At 56.4% G+C, this 18,396-nt stretch carries 17 protein-coding genes; 1 reads left to right on the forward strand and 16 read right to left on the reverse strand.

Annotated features, from left to right (window positions below; all coding sequences use genetic code 11):
* Positions 1-4: 4 nt before the first annotated feature.
* Both HMPREF1627_RS05160 and HMPREF1627_RS05165 read right to left on the reverse strand, forming a co-directional pair.
* Complete coding sequence (locus HMPREF1627_RS05160; protein WP_034501644.1) at positions 5-877, reverse strand: electron transfer flavoprotein subunit alpha/FixB family protein; 873 nt, start codon at positions 875-877, stop codon at positions 5-7.
* 15 nt (positions 878-892) lie between these two features.
* Positions 893-1,654, reverse strand: coding sequence for an electron transfer flavoprotein subunit beta/FixA family protein (locus tag HMPREF1627_RS05165; protein WP_034501645.1), 762 nt, complete (start codon positions 1,652-1,654; stop codon positions 893-895).
* A gap of 146 nt (positions 1,655-1,800) precedes the next feature.
* Between HMPREF1627_RS05165 and HMPREF1627_RS05170 the strand changes: the two genes are divergently transcribed.
* Complete coding sequence (locus tag HMPREF1627_RS05170; RefSeq protein ID WP_034501704.1) at positions 1,801-2,433, forward strand: TetR/AcrR family transcriptional regulator; 633 nt, start codon at positions 1,801-1,803, stop codon at positions 2,431-2,433.
* Here the strand turns inward: HMPREF1627_RS05170 and HMPREF1627_RS05175 are convergent.
* The 14 genes from HMPREF1627_RS05175 to HMPREF1627_RS05240 all read right to left on the reverse strand — a co-directional run bounded on the left by HMPREF1627_RS05175 (position 2,394) and on the right by HMPREF1627_RS05240 (position 18,249).
* Positions 2,394-3,071 (reverse strand): MBL fold metallo-hydrolase, encoded by a 678-nt coding sequence (locus HMPREF1627_RS05175; protein WP_034501646.1) that lies wholly within the window; start codon positions 3,069-3,071, stop codon positions 2,394-2,396. The genes HMPREF1627_RS05170 and HMPREF1627_RS05175 overlap by 40 nt on opposite strands.
* Before the next feature lie 3 nt (positions 3,072-3,074).
* Positions 3,075-4,463: an MFS transporter gene (locus HMPREF1627_RS05180; RefSeq protein WP_034501647.1), complete on the reverse strand. Its 1,389-nt coding sequence runs from the start codon at positions 4,461-4,463 to the stop codon at positions 3,075-3,077.
* Positions 4,464-4,482: 19 nt separating this feature from the next.
* Positions 4,483-5,358, reverse strand: a complete 876-nt coding sequence (locus tag HMPREF1627_RS05185; protein WP_009407924.1) for a MaoC/PaaZ C-terminal domain-containing protein — start codon at positions 5,356-5,358, stop codon at positions 4,483-4,485.
* A gap of 11 nt (positions 5,359-5,369) precedes the next feature.
* Positions 5,370-6,926: a crotonobetainyl-CoA--carnitine CoA-transferase gene (locus HMPREF1627_RS05190; protein ID WP_034501648.1), complete on the reverse strand. Its 1,557-nt coding sequence runs from the start codon at positions 6,924-6,926 to the stop codon at positions 5,370-5,372.
* 3 nt (positions 6,927-6,929) lie between these two features.
* Positions 6,930-8,150, reverse strand: a complete 1,221-nt coding sequence (caiB, locus tag HMPREF1627_RS05195) for an L-carnitine CoA-transferase (protein WP_034501649.1) — start codon at positions 8,148-8,150, stop codon at positions 6,930-6,932.
* Between the two features lie 19 nt (positions 8,151-8,169).
* Positions 8,170-9,303 (reverse strand): crotonobetainyl-CoA dehydrogenase, encoded by a 1,134-nt coding sequence (gene caiA, locus HMPREF1627_RS05200; protein WP_009407921.1) that lies wholly within the window; start codon positions 9,301-9,303, stop codon positions 8,170-8,172.
* A gap of 40 nt (positions 9,304-9,343) precedes the next feature.
* Positions 9,344-10,324, reverse strand: a complete 981-nt coding sequence (gene aes / locus HMPREF1627_RS05205) for an acetyl esterase (RefSeq protein ID WP_034501650.1) — start codon at positions 10,322-10,324, stop codon at positions 9,344-9,346.
* A gap of 28 nt (positions 10,325-10,352) precedes the next feature.
* Complete coding sequence (locus HMPREF1627_RS05210) at positions 10,353-11,663, reverse strand: MFS transporter (protein WP_034501651.1); 1,311 nt, start codon at positions 11,661-11,663, stop codon at positions 10,353-10,355.
* A 431-nt stretch (positions 11,664-12,094) separates the two neighbouring features.
* The gene (locus tag HMPREF1627_RS05215; RefSeq protein ID WP_034501652.1) at positions 12,095-14,449 is read right to left on the reverse strand and encodes a polyribonucleotide nucleotidyltransferase; all 2,355 of its coding nucleotides are present in this window, start codon (positions 14,447-14,449) and stop codon (positions 12,095-12,097) included.
* Between the two features lie 243 nt (positions 14,450-14,692).
* Positions 14,693-14,962, reverse strand: a complete 270-nt coding sequence (rpsO, locus tag HMPREF1627_RS05220) for a 30S ribosomal protein S15 (RefSeq protein ID WP_034501653.1) — start codon at positions 14,960-14,962, stop codon at positions 14,693-14,695.
* 162 nt (positions 14,963-15,124) lie between these two features.
* On the reverse strand, positions 15,125-16,114 hold the full coding sequence (locus HMPREF1627_RS05225) for a bifunctional riboflavin kinase/FAD synthetase (protein ID WP_034501654.1): 990 nt from the start codon (positions 16,112-16,114) through the stop codon (positions 15,125-15,127).
* Between the two features lie 12 nt (positions 16,115-16,126).
* Complete coding sequence (truB, locus tag HMPREF1627_RS05230) at positions 16,127-17,137, reverse strand: tRNA pseudouridine(55) synthase TruB (RefSeq protein WP_034501656.1); 1,011 nt, start codon at positions 17,135-17,137, stop codon at positions 16,127-16,129.
* Positions 17,137-17,583, reverse strand: a complete 447-nt coding sequence (gene rbfA / locus HMPREF1627_RS05235) for a 30S ribosome-binding factor RbfA (RefSeq protein WP_034501659.1) — start codon at positions 17,581-17,583, stop codon at positions 17,137-17,139. Before rbfA ends, truB begins: the two co-directional genes overlap by 1 nt.
* Positions 17,584-17,601: 18 nt before the next feature.
* Positions 17,602-18,249, reverse strand: coding sequence for a malonic semialdehyde reductase (locus HMPREF1627_RS05240; protein ID WP_034501660.1), 648 nt, complete (start codon positions 18,247-18,249; stop codon positions 17,602-17,604).
* Positions 18,250-18,396: the final 147 nt, after the last annotated feature.

Raw genomic sequence — 18,396 nt, forward strand, 5'->3', positions numbered from 1 at the left:
TTCCTCAGGAAAGTGCTGCGGTAATCGCAGGCAGGACATCGTAGAGGTCGCCCACGATTCCGTAGTCAGCAACCTCAAAGATCGGGGCATTGGCATCACTATTGACAGCAACGACGACCTTCGAATCGGACATACCCGAGGTGTGCTGAACCTGACCGGAAATACCGGCAGCAAGGTACAGATCCGGAGCAACGTGCATGCCGGAAACACCAACATAGCGATCCTTTGACAGCCAAGCGGTACCTTCAGCCAAGGGACGGGAGCAGGCGAGCTCTGCGCCCAGTGCTGCGGCCAGGTCGCGGGCGATCTGCAGATCTTCCTCGGCCTTGAAGCCCCGACCGGCTGCGACGATACGACGCGCTGCAGCAAGATTGGCGGGACCTGAACCAGCGGGCTCCACAGCGCTCACGCTGGCCTCGTAGTGCTCTTCCGAGCCGGCCTCGGGCGCAACTTCTGCGCCTTCGACGGGGGCTCCACCTTCGAGGACGACAACAGCGCCGCCGGGGAAGGAAATGGTCTCCTGAGTCAGGCCACCAAAGCGCGAAACTTCGGCCTCGCCAGCGGAAACGCGGAGCGCACCGTTGATGAGGGGAAGGCCCAGGCGCGCTGCGACAGCGCCGGCAAGGACGCGCTCAACGGGACGGTTCGCGGCGAAGACGATATCTGCGCCAGCGCCTTCCAACACAGCGTTCACTGCGGGGGCAAAAGCCTCAAGAGGCGCATTGCTTCCACGACCGATGGCCACAACGCGGTCAACACCAGCGATGCCGGTGGCCTCGTCGCCAAGAGCGATGACGGTTACGGGACCGATCGCACGCGCGGCCTCGACGAGGGATGCAATCTGATTCGATGTCGTAATGATCCATGTGTTAGTCATTGTCCAAGTCCTTTCTCAGAGCACACCAGCGCTACGCAGCGCCTCGACCAGTTTCACAGCGGCGTCGTCACCACTGAGAATTTCCTTCTTACGTTCCTGAGCGACCGGGCGCAGGCGGCCGGTGACCTCAACAGAAATCGGCTCGACACCCAGATCTGCAAGAGCAACGGTGTCCATCGGCTTCTTTCCTGCCTGCAGAACATCCTTCATACCGGGAACCTTGACGGTCGCAGCATCTGTTGTCACGGCAACGACGACGGGGCCATCGACCGTGATCGTACGTGTACCAGAGGCGGTAGCCTGCGTGATGGTCCATCCATTTCCGTTGGCCTCAACCGCGGAAACCTCCTGGAAACAGGGCCATCCCAGGTAACCTGCGACCAGAGCAGACATCATCTTGGCGGACTCGTCAATGGAAGAGTCGCCCGTCAAGAGGATATTCGCGCCTTCAACCTTGCGAACCAGAGCGGCAAGCGCAGCTGCGACCGCAGTGGCGTTCAGATCACGAGCGGCATCATCGGCAACGACCAACGCACGGTCGAATCCGCGCGAAAGAGCAGCCTTTTTTGCCATTGAGGAGGACACCAGTGCGTCTCCTACGGAAATACCAACGAGCTCTTCGCCCTTAGCATCTGCGACAGTGCGTGCCACCTGAATGGCAACGGGGTCGTATTCACTCACCGCGGCCTTCGCACGCGACCAGTCAACGACACCATCAGAACCCACGGTTGTATCCTGCGGGTTTGCAGCGTACTTATACGCGACAACGATACTCATCGTGTCCTTCTCTCTTGAGTGTTGTTTTCGGATAGATACAGGGAAGACTCCCCAAGTTTTCTCAGCTCCCGAAAAGCGCACGCATTAACCCGCAAGGTGCGAGTAATATGGCGCTTACCAGCAGCTATGAAAGAAAGGTGCAAGTCGTGCCGAATCCTCGACAAGACGCGCCCAAAGTTGGTCGGCCACGCGATGAAGTGGTCGAAACCAAGATCATCGAAAGCGCCCTGACGCTCTACGGAGAGGTCGGCTGGGCCGCTTTCAACCTGACCAAGGTCGCCAGCGCTGCCGGAGTGGGCAAATCCAGCATTTACACACGCTGGGAAACCCGCGATGCCCTCCTGAAGGACGCCTTCGCGCGATTGGTTCGTTGCCCTGGCCCACGCGGGAATAGCGCGCGGGAAGTTTTGATGAACGAGGCCGAATTCCGCCTTCGCGAGTACCTTGGGCCGAATCGTCGGGCAGTTCGTCGCCTGTTCGTCGAGGCTGGTGAAACGAACGATCCGACGATCGCCCTGATTCACAACAAGATTTTCGTTACCCCCCTGGGTGCGATTCGCACACGCTTGTGGGAGTTCAAGAGCGCGGGGCAGATTAAGGACACCCTGTCGGTGACCCGCCTGCTTGACGCGATTGAAGGCTCGGTTCTGATGCGCACCTTCTGCCTGCCCGATGACTACATCGACTGCTTCATGCTGAAGGTTCCGCGTTACCTTGAAGCTTTGATTGACGATCAGCTTCATGGCAATCTCAATTCGTCACTACGCGCAGTATCCTGAGCCACTTCCCGCGGACAGAGAACGCGCGCCCAGTGCGTGAGCTGCGCCTTTTCTGCCGCCAAAGTGGTGGCTGGACCGTGCCCGGGAAGTACGCGAAGATCCTGATTAACCTCTGCGAGTTTCGCGCAGGATGAGGCCATAAGCGCCCGGTCTCCCCCGGGAAAATCAGTCCGTCCAATCGTTCCGGCAAATAGCATGTCGCCGCTGAACAGGATCGAGTTGGCGCGATCGATCAAACAGATATGTCCCTGAGTGTGTCCCGGGGTATCGATCACCTCAAGGCGATCGCTCCCCCACTCAATGACATCGCCTTCCTTCAAAGGCCGATCAACGTGATCCACGACGTAGTCGATACCTTCGACATCGAATCCAGACAGATGCAAGTCGCGCGTTCCAGCAACATCTGCAGCTCCACAGGCGACCCAGCACCCGTGTTGAGCGACAAGTTCATTAACTGCCCCGATGTGGTCGCAATGACAGTGGGTGAGCACGATACCGACGACGTCCAAGTCCTGCGTCCATTGCTGTAGGAAGCTCGCTTGGTCGCCCGGGTCGACAATAATCGTCCCGCCTTCATTCGTTAGCGCGTAGCAATTCGTGCGGTACGCGCTCACAACCACTGAATCAATGCGATACATCGTTTAGCGCCCCTTGAAGTCCGCTGATCCTGTAACGTCCAAGCTCAGTCCCTTGGTTTCAGGGGCCCAAGCGAAGGAAACACCAAATCCAAGTGCCGAAATGAGCGCACCGGCAAGCATGGTTGCCGAGATCCCGTAATCGGCGATAAATGCCGGAAGGACGAACATTGAGTAGACGGTGCCGATTCGGCTCAGAGCCATAGCAACACCCATTGCCGAGGCGCGAATGGAGGTTGGGAAGAGCTCGTTGGGGTAGAGCCACTCGAGGTTGCCCGGACCGCCAGCAAGAAGTGCGTAGGCGATGAAGCAAATGGAAATCAGAACGATTCCCCCCTGCGGGAAGAAACCGATCAAACCAAGCGCAATCGTCATGCCGAAGAAACACCAGATGATGAGCGGACGACGCCCCACGCGTTCAGCCAAGTACATTGCGGGGAATGTACCGAGCATAAAGAAGGTGCCGATAACAAGCTCGCCAATCAGCGAATTGCGTCCCTCTCCAAGGCCAATGGAGCCAACGATTGTGGGGCCATAGGTGTAAAGAGCAAACATCGGAATTGCCTGACAGAGCCAAATCACACCAACGAAGATCACGCGACGCAGATAAACACCACTGAAGATCTTCTTAAACTCAGTTTTCTCGGCAACCTCTTGCGCAGGAAGGCGGACATTTTCACCGAAAAGCTTCATGACAACGCGATCGGCTTCTTCTTGGCGGCCTTTCGATGCCAACCACCTGGGAGATTCGGGGATATCCCAACGTCCGATAAGAATTAGTACTGCCGGGATCGCAGACGACGCCAGCATCCAGCGCCAGCCGTGAGGGGTTTCGTAAAGCGCGTAGCCCACAAGAGCTGCGACATTGGCACCGAGATACCATGCGGCAGCGATCATGCCCATCGACATTGCGCGATGTTTGCGCGGTGAGAACTCCGCAATCATCGATGTGGCAATCGGATAATCTGCGCCGATTGCCACACCGATGAGGAAGCGCAGAGCCACTAATTGCAGAGGAGACGTAACGACGGCACACAGTACCGACAAAACGACAATGACAATCAGGTCAAGAATGAACATCTTGTGACGACCAATGAGGTCCGTCAGCCATCCTCCGACTGCGGCACCTAAGAAAAGACCGACCAAAGCGGCAATTCCCAGCAAGCCCGACATGGAATTACTGATCTCGATATCGGTACCTAGGCGTGAAAGCGCCACGCCGATAATTCCTAGAACATAGCCTTCAAGGAATGGACCACCACTGGAAAATGCGATGATGCGCCACAGCACACCCGACATATCCAGATCTTCGAGATCTGTTACTTCCTTTTTCACTGCGTGTATCTCCTCTAACACCTCGATAGCAGAACTGCAGATCATCGTGTGATCACGCAGCTATGCTTTCAAGGTTACTTCAGCGGTATTCGATAATCCCCCAGTTCAGGTGCGGCTTCGCACCGGTGACATCAGCATCTTCGTCCACCAGCTGGAAACGGAGCTCGCCTTCTCCGACCTTCCACAGCTTCGTCTTCAGAGTGCTTCCGGGCAGAACCGGCGAAGTAATGCGGGTCTTGAAACGGGTGATGCGCTCGGGTTCTCCGGGAACGAAAGCGTTGATTGCATGACGCATAACAACACCCGCGTAAGAGATCGCGTGAAGAATGGGACGAGGCTCACCGTTCTCAGCTGCATAATCCCAGTCGATATGCTGCGGGTGATAGTCGCCCGACAGGCGGTAGATCAAAGCCTGGTTCTCAGGAATACGCTCAACAACCTCGACGTCAGCCTCGCGCTCTGGCATCTCAACGATGTCCTTGGGAGGCTTGGGGCCACCCCAACCGCCGTCGTAAATCAGGCAGTCCCAAGATTCGTTCGTGAAAAGCAGGTTTCCGTCCGAATCGTAGGTGTCCCCAATATGCTGAGCGAGCAGGCCACGGCCCTCACCACGGTCATAGAGGCCTTCAAGGCGAACCATAGTTTCCAAGTGATCGCTCATCTTAGTGATCGGCTGGTGGAAACGAATATCGAAGCCCCAGTGCAGGGAGCCCGCATAGTTGTAGCCGTAGTCAATGGTACGAGTGACCTCGGAATCCACGATGAGCATCGCACCAAACATGGGCAGAACCTTGAGCTGAGGATTACGTTCATCGTGCTCGTTGAGGTATTCGAGGCCGTCCTTGCCATCGATACCTGCACCGCAGCCAAGAGCAAACAGCTCAAGATCACGGAAAGTGTAGTCACGGACGAAAGGACCGAAGGTCTGTCCGACCATATCCGTATTGATTGCCATGCCTGTTCCTTTCACAGGGTTTTGAGTAATTCTTTGTTGACTTTGCCGTATTCACCGCGAGGCAGCTCATCGACGATCCGTACCTCGTTGGGAACTTTGAAGGAAGACAGTCGTTGGCGGCAAAACTCCAACACACTGTCAGGGCTCAGCTCCTTACCCGGGTGGAGGGTGAGGAAGGCATGAATATCTTGCCCGCGAATGGGGTGGCGTACTCCAACGACCGCCGCATCGCTCACTTCCGGGATTTGGCGAAGAAGGTTTTCAATTTCACCCGAGGTCACCGACTCACCGTTGCGCTTGATGAGGTCGTGTCGCCGATCGACGAAAAAGAGCCATCCGTCGGGGTCAACGTATCCCCAGTCACCGGTGTGATACCACCCATCGATGACCGCCTCCCCAGTCGCATCGGGGCGCTGCCAGTACCCCTGCATAAGCGAGATCCCCATCTCGCCCCGAATGCGGATCTCACCATTGTGTCCCTGCGCTACTTCTGCTCCGGATTCATCACAAATCTTGAGCTCATAGCCAGGACCAACCTGTCCCACTGAAGGCCAGCGCCGCTCCCCCACGGGCGGATCGGTGACAACTCCAACCAGGGTCTCGGTCGAGCCATAGTTATTGAGTAGTGGAACAGCAAAACGCTTTTCAAAGCGTTCTTTATCTTCATCAGACAGCATCAGGAAATAGTGCATCTGACGCACGCAGTGGTTCTGTTCTTCTGGATCCACGGGTTGAGCAAGCATCGTCATGACAATCAGTGCCATTCCCTGGACCAAAGTCGCTCGGGTTTCACACACCGATTTCCAGAAACGATGTGCGCTGTAACGGCTAAGAAGAATCAGCGTCGCTCCAGCGGTGATGACCGGAATGAAGGCTGAGAGCTGGAAATTCACGTGGCTAGCAACCATAGAAGTCGCGTAGCGATCATCACTGGTCATCGCCAGTTCCCAGTTAACGTATTTTCCTGAAAATACGGCATTGGCATGCGTGATCATGACACCTTTAGGAGACGCGGTCGTCCCAGAGGTGAACATAATTTCCAAAAGACTCAGCGCTTCAAGCTGCGGATCGTAATCCAGCTGAGGCGAGCAGCTCCGACTGAGAGCGGGTAGAGAAGACTCCTCCTCACCGGCATCACTTCCCACCAAGAGCACCTGAACTCCCGAGGCCAACACGGCCTCGTCGAGGGTCAGCGAGCACCCTCGGGTACAAATCACCGCACGAGCACCACTGGCACCGATCAGCCCGGCAAGTTCAAAAGAAGTTCCCTTCGTGTCCAGGGGAACGATGACCGCACCGATCTTCGCGATCGCCAAGAAGCATTCGATGAACTCGACGCTATTGGGCAGGTAGAGTGCAATGCGGTCACCGCTGCGAAAGCCCAGTTTGAGAAGGACATTCGCATATCGATTCACTTGCTCATCTGTCTGACGGTAGGAGCGTTCAACGCGCACGCCAGCGCACACATCCTCAAAAATAAGGAAGCTGCGTTCTGGGGCTGCATTGACCGCATCCTCCCAGATGTCGCGCAGATTAGTGCGCGAGTGAATCTCATCCCGAATCGTCACGAATCAGTCCTCTTCGGCGAACTTGATGGAACCGGAGGCCTTGAAACGCTCGATATCCGCATCTGAGAAACCGCTGCGGTGGAGGACATCTCGAGTGTCTTCACCCAATGCGGGCATCGGACGCCAGAAACCGCCGGGGCGATGTGCAAAACGAGGAACCGTATTCAGGCCCTTGATCGTCTCCCCTTCGCGGTTCTCCCACTCCATGAAGTTTCCGCGCAGCTTGGTGTGTTCTTCGGCCATGAGGTCGTCGAAATCCAAGCACTTCTGAGCAGCGATCTTGTGGGCAACAAAATCTGCCTCAACATCGTCGACGTTCTGGGTGAGCAGGTACTCTTCCAGTTTTTGCTCGATCAACGAGGCCTTGGGGCCGTCAAGCCACAGCGCTGAGGTGTCCTCGGGGTACTCTTCTGTCCCCCACAGATCACCCAGACCAATGACCTCGAGCAGGTACTTGTTCTGAGGAATGCCGTAGCAGCACAGACCCAAGACACCATCCTTGGTCTTGTACTGGCCGATCGCGCACAGGTTCTGGTGACGAGCGCCCGCGCGCGGGTAGAGCACACCCTTATTCATGTAGTCGATCATGTAGTAGCTGCCGACGCGCAGCATCGTTTCATACATTGCGATGTCGATCGACTCACCTTCTCCGGTGCGCTGAGCGCGGAAAACCGCAGCCAGTGCAGAGGAGATCACCATGAGCGAGTTGAAGTAGTCACCGGTATAGGGCGCTGCCGTCATTGCTTCTTCAGGCGTGCCGTTCTGGTACACGTAACCCGAATAGTCCTGGACGGTCAGATCATATGCCGCAGAGTGAACACGCTTGGGATCACCAACATGGCCGAAACCGGAAACGTGCACAATGACTAGGCGGGGGTTGACCTCCCACAGGAAGTCATCGGTGATCCCCTTTCGTGCCCACACCGGGCCCTTCGAGGATTCGATGAAGATATCCGCATCCTTGACCAGCGCGCGGATAATCTCTTTTCCTTCATCCGTGAAAGGATTCATCGAGATGGAGCGCTGATTACGTCGTTCCATCTCCTTGACGAACTCGGTATCACGCACAGAGTCACCACTGTAGGTGTTCTCAATCCAGGTGATATCGGCACCCCACTCCGACATAATTTCGCATGCGGTAGGAACAGCAATCTCCACCGCAGAGTAAACGACCTTCAGGCCGTCAAGGTTGCCGTAGGACGGCTTATCAACGGGTAATGACATCAGATACACCTCCCGCCGATCAGCGGTATTCCTTCAGAGCTGCACGGCCTGCGGTGAGGATCATCATTTCGTCAGTGCCACCGCTGACGCGGTCAACGCGCAGGTCGCGGAACATACGCTGGACGCGGTGTTCACCGGTAATACCGACGCCTGCCAGAACCTGAAGAGCATTATCGACGACCTCAAATGCTGCGTGTGCGCAGTAGTACTTCGCCATGGAGCAGTCACCACGGCCAAGCAGACCGTTATCGTGCTTCCATGCAATTTCGTAGAGCATGTTGCGCATATTGGTGAGCGCAACCTTCATGTCCGCGAACTTGAGCTGGATGAGCTGGTGGCGGGCAATTGCCTGTCCACCCTGGACACGCTGGTTGGCGTAGCGCGCTGCGTCCTCGAAGGCGCAGTAGGCCTGGCCGTAGTTGGTCAGAGCAACAAGGAAACGCTCAAGATCGAAGTCGGCGACTCCGCGGCGGAATCCATTTCCTTCAGTTCCGAAGAGGTCTTCTTCGCGAAGTTCGACGTTATCGAAGTAGATATCGCAGCAAGAGTCCATGCGCAGGCCCAGCTTGTGCAGGGGTTCCTTGGTAATGCCCGGCAGGGACATATCGACAAACCATTCGGTGTAGGTGTCCATGTTGTCGCTATCGCGAGCCATGACAACCAGGTAAGGCACGTACTTGGAGGAAGTAATAAAGGTCTTGTGACCGTTCAGATAGACCTTACCGTCCTTACGGGTGTAGGTCGTGCGCATGTCATCCCACGATGATCCTGCACTCGGCTCGGTCATTGCGTAGTTGAGCATCTGCTTACCGGTGCCCACGAAGGAAAGGATCTTTTCCTTCTGTTCCTCGGTGCCTTCACGCAGAACGGTATCCCAGCAGGGAAGCTGGTAGAGAACGTAGGTGGGGCCACCGGCGCGGCCAAGGGCCTCGTAAGCGGCGGTAAGGGTTACCCAATCGGCCCCCAGACCGCCGTTTTCCTCAGGAAGGAGGATCTGGTCAAAACCGAGCTCGCAAATGGCCGAAACCCATTCCTGGGGGTATTCGGAGCGTTCATCGCATTCCTGGAAGTACTTCTCCCAGTTACGCGACTCCATCAATTCGGTGAATCCATCGACCATCAATTGCTGGTCTTCGCTCAGTGAAAAGTCCATTTTGCTTCCTATCGTCAGTGATGTGAAATGTGTGAGTTTCTTAGATTTTGTGGCTGTGGAAGAAGTCAGCGGCCCGCCGCATCGCATCGATCGTGTCATCCAACATCCGAGAATGATGAAGGAATGCGTGGATGACCTTCGGATAGACGACGAATTCGTTATCCACCCCCGCGATATCAAGCAGTTCGTGGAGCGCCTCGGAATCGTCTTTGAGAGGATCCAAGCCTGCGGCCACGATGAAACAGGGAGGGACTGCCGAAGACATATCGTTATCCAAAATATTCACGTAAGGTTCGCGAATCTTTTCAAGGTCCCCAAGGTAGGCCTTGAGATAGTACTCGTAATCGGCTTCGGTAAGCCCATCCCAAGGACCGCCCAACAGTCGCATCGAACGAGAGTCACGCAAGCCGTATGCTCCGTAGAAGAGCAACATGCTGCGCGCGTTCACAGCTTTGCCGTGATCACGCAGGTAGAGCAGCGCACCGAATGCCATATTTGCACCCGCACTGTCCCCCGAGAAGGAGACATCCTGAGGATCAATTCCCCACTCCTGAGCGTGCTGGACGATGTAGTCGGTGACGTCTGAAATTTCTTCAATCGGCTGCGGGTATTGCGCTTCCGGAGAGAGCGTATAGCCCACTGAAACGACGATGGCTCCTGTGAGCGAGGCAATCGTGCGCGTGATGCGATCATGGGTATCGACATCGCCGATCAACCAGCCGCCACCGTGAACATAAACAATCAGGGGGCGAGCAGATTCGTTATGTTCTTCTTCCGAGGCCTGGGGGACGTAGCGGCGCACCGGGATACTCCCGTAACGCGTCGGGACCATTCGATCTTCCGCGCTTTCCACATGCGGACCGCCCTCGTTCCAGAAACGGCGTTCACTGCGATAGGCCTGTCGCATCTCTTCGATGCTCTGATCGGTCGAGTATGCGTCTTTTGCCAGCTCGTTTTGCTTGGCAACGACGGCGCCCATCTGCTCACTCCACATGCTGGGAACATCAAGTTTGTGTGCCACTACGTCCTCCTTCCTCAGTACGTGGTTTTCAGGCCTCGACGTTCTTCTTCTCGCGAATACGAATCACGACAACCAGAGCGATCGCACAAACTGCTGCCAGAAGGGCTGCGCCGCCAAGGATCATGAAGATCTGATGGAACGCTGATTCTTGTGCATCACCTGCGGCGTCGCGAATCGAGCCAAACCAGGTGTAGGAGAAGGTATCGGGAAGGAAGCCGATGACCGAGAGCAGGCCCGAGGCCGTACCAAAGACCGCGGGAGCGACCTTACCCTCAGTGAGCTGCGAGGAAACAATGCCGAAGACACCGTTGGCAATGAAGGCCAAGACGATCACCAATCCAGCGGTGAGGATAGCGTTTGCACCCGAGGGCAGGACAGCGAATCCGGCAAAGAGCACAGCAACCAGCAACGAAGCAGCTGCAATGACACGCGAAGGCGAACCGACCTTCTCAGCAACCCATCCGAAGAAGGGAGCCGAGACCAGAGAAATACCATAGGTACGGACGGTTGCGACCATGGTGACCACTGCGGGAGCAAGCATCATGACCTTATTCATGTAGCCGGTGGTCTGGTTCACGCCGGTGTAGAAGAAGTAGACGAAGAACAAGGTGGCAGCTGCCAACCACACGACGGGGTTCGCCAAGACCTGTCCGATCTGCTTAACCGAGAAACCGCCTTCGGTGGAGCCGATTTCGCCTTCAAACTTCGGAATGAAGAAGAAGGAGAGGACAGCGAGAACCATAATCAGGCCACCCAGGATGAAGAGCAGGGTACGCATGGGGATGATGTCACCACGCGATGCGAGGTGGGCAACCAGCCATGAGTTGAAGAAGCCCAGGATCAGACCTGCGAGGCCGTAGAAAGCGTAAGAAAGACCAATGTTGCGCGAGTAGCCATTTTCATCGGAGATCAGGCGCACCAGCTTGTAACGAATACCCCACCAAATGAGGATGGTTGTGACGCCCATCGCGACAAACAGGAAGCGAATCGTGGTCAGCGAGGGGAACATTGCGTACCAGAAGGTCAGCAGCGCAGTCAGACCGAAACCGACCCACGAAAGGGTACGAACGCGAACAATATCCGCCACGATACCGGAGGGCAGATAGCACACAAGTGCGGTCATAGCGTATGCGCTCAGAAGTGTACCCAGCGTGGTGGCAACGTTTTCGGGCGTAGCACCACCCGAGGCGATGAGGGCCTTACCCAGCGGTTCTTCGAAGACATACTGAAGATAGGCGGGGGTGTAAATGATCGAGCTACCGATCGAGACCAAGATCAGAAGGAAGATGCGGTGACCCGCGCTCAGGTCACTCGCTTTTCTCTCTGCAGAACCCAACATGTGAAAGACCTTTCTATCACTGAAGAATAGAGTTCATCAGACTAGGGTGATACCGCACATATCCTGGACTACATTCGTCCATAATTGCGGCTTGTTCGTGCAGCATCCCGCCACTGGGGGCGGTGAATTTCTGCGAACATACATCGGTGTCGAAACACGATATGTCACAGGCAATAATCGCTGACACATCCCCAACGCTATCAATGGCGCCACACGAAAATGAGGGGTCTTTAGACCCAAAGAATCAAATTTTTTCCGACGAGATTCGTCGATAATTACCGTTTTTCTAAATAACTGAGATGACACCCTGATGGCGATAAACAGGCTGTTGCAAAGGCACAAATATGCCGTGTGGGGCGAAGGATTTCCTTCGCCCCACACAGGGTTTAAGGTTCGTCAACGCGTCCTAGGACAGCGCCCTCAGCGCGAGGTCACTCCTCGTCAGAGCCTTCTGCCGCGGCCTCGTCGTCTTCACGGCGACGACGAGTGCGGGTGCGGGGACGACGCTCGCGACGCTCACGGCGCTCGGGACGCTCTGAGCGCTCGCGGCGGCGAGGCTGTTCATCGCTGGCCTCGAGTTCACCGGTTTCGCCATCGACGACGGCGTACAGGCTGAGCTTACCGCGGTCACCAATCTCGTGAATCTCGACCTCGACTTGCTGGCCAACCTGCAGCACATCTTCAACCGAATCAATGCGCTTGCCGCCGACCAGGCGACGGACCTGCGAAATGTGCAGGAGACCATCCTTGCCGGGGGTCAGGGAAACGAAGGCACCGAAGGAGGTCGTCTTGACGACGGTTCCCACGAAGCGCTCCCCCACCTCGGGCATCTGTGGGTTGGCGATCTGGTTGACCATTGCACGTGCAGCTTCTGCAGCTTCACCGGTCGATGCACCGATGTAAACGGTTCCATCGTCTTCAATGGTGAGTTCCGCGCCAGTGTCTTCCTGGATCTGGTTGATCATCTTGCCCTTGGGACCAATGACCTCGCCAATCTTGTCGACGGGGACCTGGACGGTGATGATGCGAGGAGCGTAGGGGCTCATCTCATCGGGAGCGTCAATTGCCTGCTCCATCAGGTCAAGGATCTGCAAACGTGCATCGCGGGCCTGTGCCAGCGCGCCACGCAGCACCTGGGAGTCGATACCATCGAGCTTGGTATCCAGCTGCAAAGCGGTAATGAACTCGCGGGTACCGGCGACCTTGAAGTCCATGTCGCCGAAGCCGTCTTCAGCACCCAGAATGTCGGTCAGGGTGACGGCCTTCTGCTTGCCATCAACTTCACCGGTCATGAGGCCCATTGCGATACCAGCGACGGGGGCGCGCAGCGGCACACCAGCCTGGAGCAGCGACAGGGTCGATGCACACACAGAGCCCATCGAAGAAGAACCGTTGGATCCCATGGTCTCGGAGACCTGGCGGATTGCGTAGGGGAACTCTTCGCGTGAAGGAATCACGGGCTTGAGAGCGCGCTCTGCAAGGTCACCGTGGCCGATTTCGCGACGCTTGGGCGAGCCAACGCGGCCGGTTTCACCGGTCGAGTACGGCGGGAAGTTGTACTGGTGCATGTAGCGCTTCGCCGTAATGGGCGAAAGGTTATCAAGCTGCTGTTCCATGCGGAGCATGGCCAGTGTCGTCACGCCCAGAATCTGGGTTTCGCCGCGCTGGAAGAGAGCCGAACCGTGAACGCGAGGCAGAACTTCGACCTCTGCGCTCAGGGAGCGGATGGTGCGCAGCGAACGACCGTCCATGCGGATTTCTTCGCGCAGAGTGCGGTTACGGATGGTTTGCTTCTCGAGGGAGCGGAAAGCTGCCTTGAGTTCCTTCTCAGCTTCGGGCCACTCTTCTGCCAAAGCTTCAAGCATCTCTGCCTTGACGGCGTCCACAGCTTCTTCGCGAGCAAGCTTGCCCTCGGTGAGGAGTGCCTTGGCGAGCTTATCGCCAACCCACTGCTCAACAGCGGTGTACTGCTCATCCGTGTAATCGAGGAAGATCGGGAATTCGGTGGTTTCCTTCGAGGCGACAGCAGCAACCTTCATCTGGGCTTCGCACAGCGCGCGGATGAAGGGCTTGGCAGCTTCGAGACCGTCAGCGACCACATCTTCGGTAGGAGCAACGGCGCCTGCCTGAATCAGGTCCCATTCGTTTTCGCCGCCGCCAGCTTCGACCATCATGATCGCAACGTCTTCGCCACCATCTTCAGTGGTGACGATACGGCCTGCGACAACGATGTTGAAGACAGAGCGTTCCATCTCCGACCAGCGCGGGAATGCCACCCACTGGCCGTCGATGAGAGCCAGACGGGTACCGGCAATGGGGCCGGAGAAGGGCAGACCAGCAATCTGGGTCGACATGGAGGCCGCGTTAATCGCCAGCACGTCATAGGCGTCGTTCGGGTGTGCAGCCAGGACGGTTGCGACAACCTGAACCTCGTTGCGCAGGCCCTTCTTGAATCCGGGGCGCAGCGGGCGGTCGATCAGACGAGCCGCAAGAATTGCCTCGGTTCCGGGACGGCCTTCACGGCGGAAGAAGGATCCGGGGATACGACCCGCAGCGTAGGAACGTTCCTCAACGTCAACGGTCAGCGGGAAAAAGTCGAACTGGTCCTTGGGCTGCTTGCCCGCGGTGGTTGCGGAAAGAATCGCAGTTTCATCATCAAGATAGGCCATGGCCGCACCTGCGGCCTGCTTGGCGAGGCGGCCAGTTTCAAAGCGGACAACGCGCTTACCGAAACGACCATTGTCGATGATCGCCTCTGCAGAGACGATATCTTCGCCTTCCATCATATGTGTGTTCTCCTTGAATTTACGTGTTTCACACTACTTGGGCGTTCGTATCGGCCTTCGATCGAAGTCCACGGCTTTGATCCGGCTCTTCCCATATCACTTTGGGCGCCAGAGAAGCCGTAAACCACTGTCGAAAACCGCGCACGTTCACGCCTCTATCAAACTATTGAGTTATTGCGCGAGCACCTTGCCCACACGTAGTGATCCGGCTCGATTCCAACAGGGAATCGAGCCGGATGACAATCAGCGACGCAGGCCCAGTCGTTCGATCAGTGAGCGGTAACGCTCAATGTCGACCTCAGCGAGGTAGCCGAGGAGGCGACGACGACGACCAACCAGCAGCAGCAGACCACGACGTGAGTGGTGATCGTGCTTGTGAGTCTTGAAGTGCTCGGTCAGATCCTTGATTCGCTGGGTCAGCAGCGCAATCTGGACCTCGGGGGAGCCGGTGTCACCCTCGTGGGTAGCGTACTCGGCGATGATCTGATCCTTGACGTCCTTGCTCAGTGGCACAGGCTTCTCCTTCATACTTGTTGCACGGAGCCACAGGGCCATCCCCTGCGCATACTATCCGTGGCCGACATGACGGCATAGGCAAGTTTAGCATCTCATCTCAAAGCTTTTGTCGTGATCTGTAGCACGAGCGTCAACCGAGATCAGAGCCTATGGCACAGTTCAGCGCGCAGTCACTGCCTGCGGATCAACGCGCGTTGGTACACCAACGCCAAGAACATACGCAGTAACCCGAAGATCCTCATCCATACGACACAGCAGGGCATCCAAGGAATCAAAAGATTCCATCGCTCGAATACGACTCACGAACATAATCGATACGTTCTCTCCGTAGAGATTCAGGTCGCTTCTGCCCAGAACATGCGCTTCAACAGTGCGTACTTCACCGTCAAATTGAGGATTTGTCCCCACAGAAATCGCAGCGGGAAGGAACTCTGCCGCACCGCTGTCCCCGACGTGCCTGACAAGCCATCCAGCGTAGACGCCATCACCTGGAACGACACCTTCAATGTCATTGCACAGGTTTGCGGTGGGGAAACCCAACTCACGGCCTCGTTTATACCCATGCTCAACCGTGCCACGGATGCGGTGAAGATGACCAAGCACACGCGCCGCGCCAGAAACATCGCCTGCTTCAAGGAGTTCTCGCACCCAAGATGATGACCAGCGGCGCCCTTCAGGAGCTTCAACGTCCTCGACTGACTCGACTGTAAAACCAAATTCTTGGCCCAACTGCGTCAAAGTCGTAAGATCGCCGGAATTTTCACGGCCAAAACGGAAGTCTTTGCCGACGACAACTTCGACTGCCCCCAGCGCCTGAACTAGGTATTTCTCGACAAAGTCTCGAGGGGTGAGGGAATAGACCGAAGCGTCGTAGTGAATAACAAAAGTCGCATCCAAACCGGTTGCTGCCATCGCATCCAAACGATCCCGCAGCGGAGAAATAAGTTTGAGTGCAGTGTCAGGATTATGAACGATGCGGGGGTGGGGATCAAAAGTGCAAGCAACAGCCTTCACTCCCCTACTTCTTGCCCGAGCAACAGCTGTCGCAATCACCTGACGATGCCCCTCGTGCATCCCATCGAAATTGCCGATTGTCACCACCGACGTTATCTCGTTCGGGATTTCTTCAATCGAACGCCAAATCTTCACAGTGGTCACTTTCTAAAAAACAAGGATTGTCTTCAAACGAGAATCACGAATCTCAAGAAGTCCGACAACTTCCCCTTCGCCATTAATCGCGGCAATGGGACCGCAGGTCGAAGCTGTGTCCCTTCCCCCACATCGCTCAGCAAATTCGCGAACTTCAAGGGCAGAACGGCGAGGCGCCTGCCCATGGGCGAAAGCACCGGCCTCGGCTTGCGTCAGTTCAAGCACGGGGAACATTGCACGCGCTGCCTCGCTGAGCGATGTCAACGGGAGCGGAGCTCCTTCATTTTCCGGTAGGTCTTCCCCGTCGCGGTGCTGGGCCTCGGAAAGAGAATCTAAAGTGTGTGCACGTTCAAGAGAGAACTCTCCAACCCGAGTACGTCGCAGTGCAATCAAATGCGCGCCGCAGCCAAGTGCATGACCGATATCGCGGGCGAGAGCACGGATATATGTTCCGGCGGAACATTCAACGACGATATCGACATCTACGCAGGGGACACGGCGTTCTTCCCCTTCAACGTTGTAAGTGACGCTGTGAGGATGCGCTTCGCCCTTGACCTCGAGCAGGGAAATTTCCACCTGCCGAGGCTTGAGCTTCACTTCTTCTCCGGCGCGAACCCGCGCGTAAGCCCTCTTTCCGTCAACTTTAATTGCACTGACTGCGGAGGGAACTTGCGAGATTAGCCCGCGAAAGCGCTCCAGTGTACGCGCAAATTCTTCACTATCGAGGCCGGTGCACCCTCGCGCGAGCGTCACTTCCCCTTCCGCGTCCTCAGTTGTCGTCTCCACGCCGAGGCGTAGGCGAGCTTCGTAACGTTTTGAATGGTCAGTGATCCACGTGAGAAGTCGTGTCGCTTTGTTGATTCCAAGGACCAAGACGCCGGTCGCCATTGGGTCAAGCGTTCCTGCGTGACCAACACGGCGTGTATGCGCGAGGCGACGAACGCGCGAGACAACATCGTGACTTGTGATTCCCTGGGGTTTGTCAACGATCAGAAGCCCCGAGCTCACCGAAGCAGCAGACATTAACGCTCGTCCTGCTCGTCTTCTTCGTCATCAGCCTTGCGATAGGGATCCTCGTCGCCAGCGTAGCTTGCGCCGACCGCGAGACGTGAGACTTCTTCATCGTGTGCACGCGCTGATGCGAGTGCGGTCTCGAGCGAGGCTACCGTTTCTGGTAGAGCATCCGGGATAAACTCCAGGCTGGGAGTGAGCCGAATGCCAAGGGCTTTACCAACCTCGCTACGAATAAGGCCCTTTGCTGATTCGAAGGCGCGCGCGGTACCGGCACGGTCGTCTTCATTTCCGAGCACAGTGTAGAAAATCGAGGCGTGTTGGAGATCTCCGGTCACGCGAACGTCAGTGATCGTGACAAAGCCTAGGCGCGGATCCTTGATGCGACGTCCTAAAAGAGAAGCGACCGTCTCTTGGATACGATCTTGAACTTTTCGAACTCGTGCTTCATCAGCCATGGCATCCTCCTCGTGGCTTCAGGCGTTAACCTGCGGTTCGCGAAACACCTCATCGTACCCCACCCGTGGCCCGCGTTCCTGGTATGCATTCGCACCCGCGTGGCCAACATTAATCACCAAAATAGGCTCGATATCCTCTCCAGGGAAGAAGTAGTCATGAAGAAGTCGCGCGTCATCTGGGTTCATGGGGCCGGTTTCCAAGCCCTGTGCCCGAAGAGCCAGAATCAAATAAGCAACTTGAATCGTGGCTGATGTATGGGCCATATGCGTGCGCATCTTCTCATTTGCCATCAAGAGCTTTTCATAGTGTTCACCACGTGGATGCAGTGCGGGAAGATCGCGGTAAAAATCCATTTTTGCACCGCACACCAATACTAAAGGTGCGCCTTGAGCTTGCTCCCTGTTCCCGCGGGGAAGAGCATTGAGCAGATGTTGTTTCGCTGCTCCAGCACGAACGACTGCGACGCGAAGCGGCTGGCCGTTCACTCCAGTCGGTGCCCACTTAGCCAAATCGTAAGCGGCACGAAGCTGCTCATCCGTAACCGGTTCATCAGTAAAGGTGTATGCGGTGTGCGCGTCAGTGAAAAGTTCAGCGAGAACTTCGCGCGCATTCAGCTCATCACGGAACTGCGACATAGAGCTTAAGGATTTGGAAACTTCACTCATACCTCGACTTTAACGCTGGAGCAGGAAGGCTGCTGAGAGAGCAAGTCGTGCTAGTGGTAGCTGGGGTGGTGTGTGTTGTGGGTGTAAGAAATGCGGTGGGGTCTTGGAACACTGTGTTCCAAGACCCCACCGTAAGTGTGTTGTGGC

This window comes from Actinomyces sp. S6-Spd3 (genome assembly GCF_000758755.1).
Taxonomy (GTDB): domain Bacteria; phylum Actinomycetota; class Actinomycetes; order Actinomycetales; family Actinomycetaceae; genus Pauljensenia.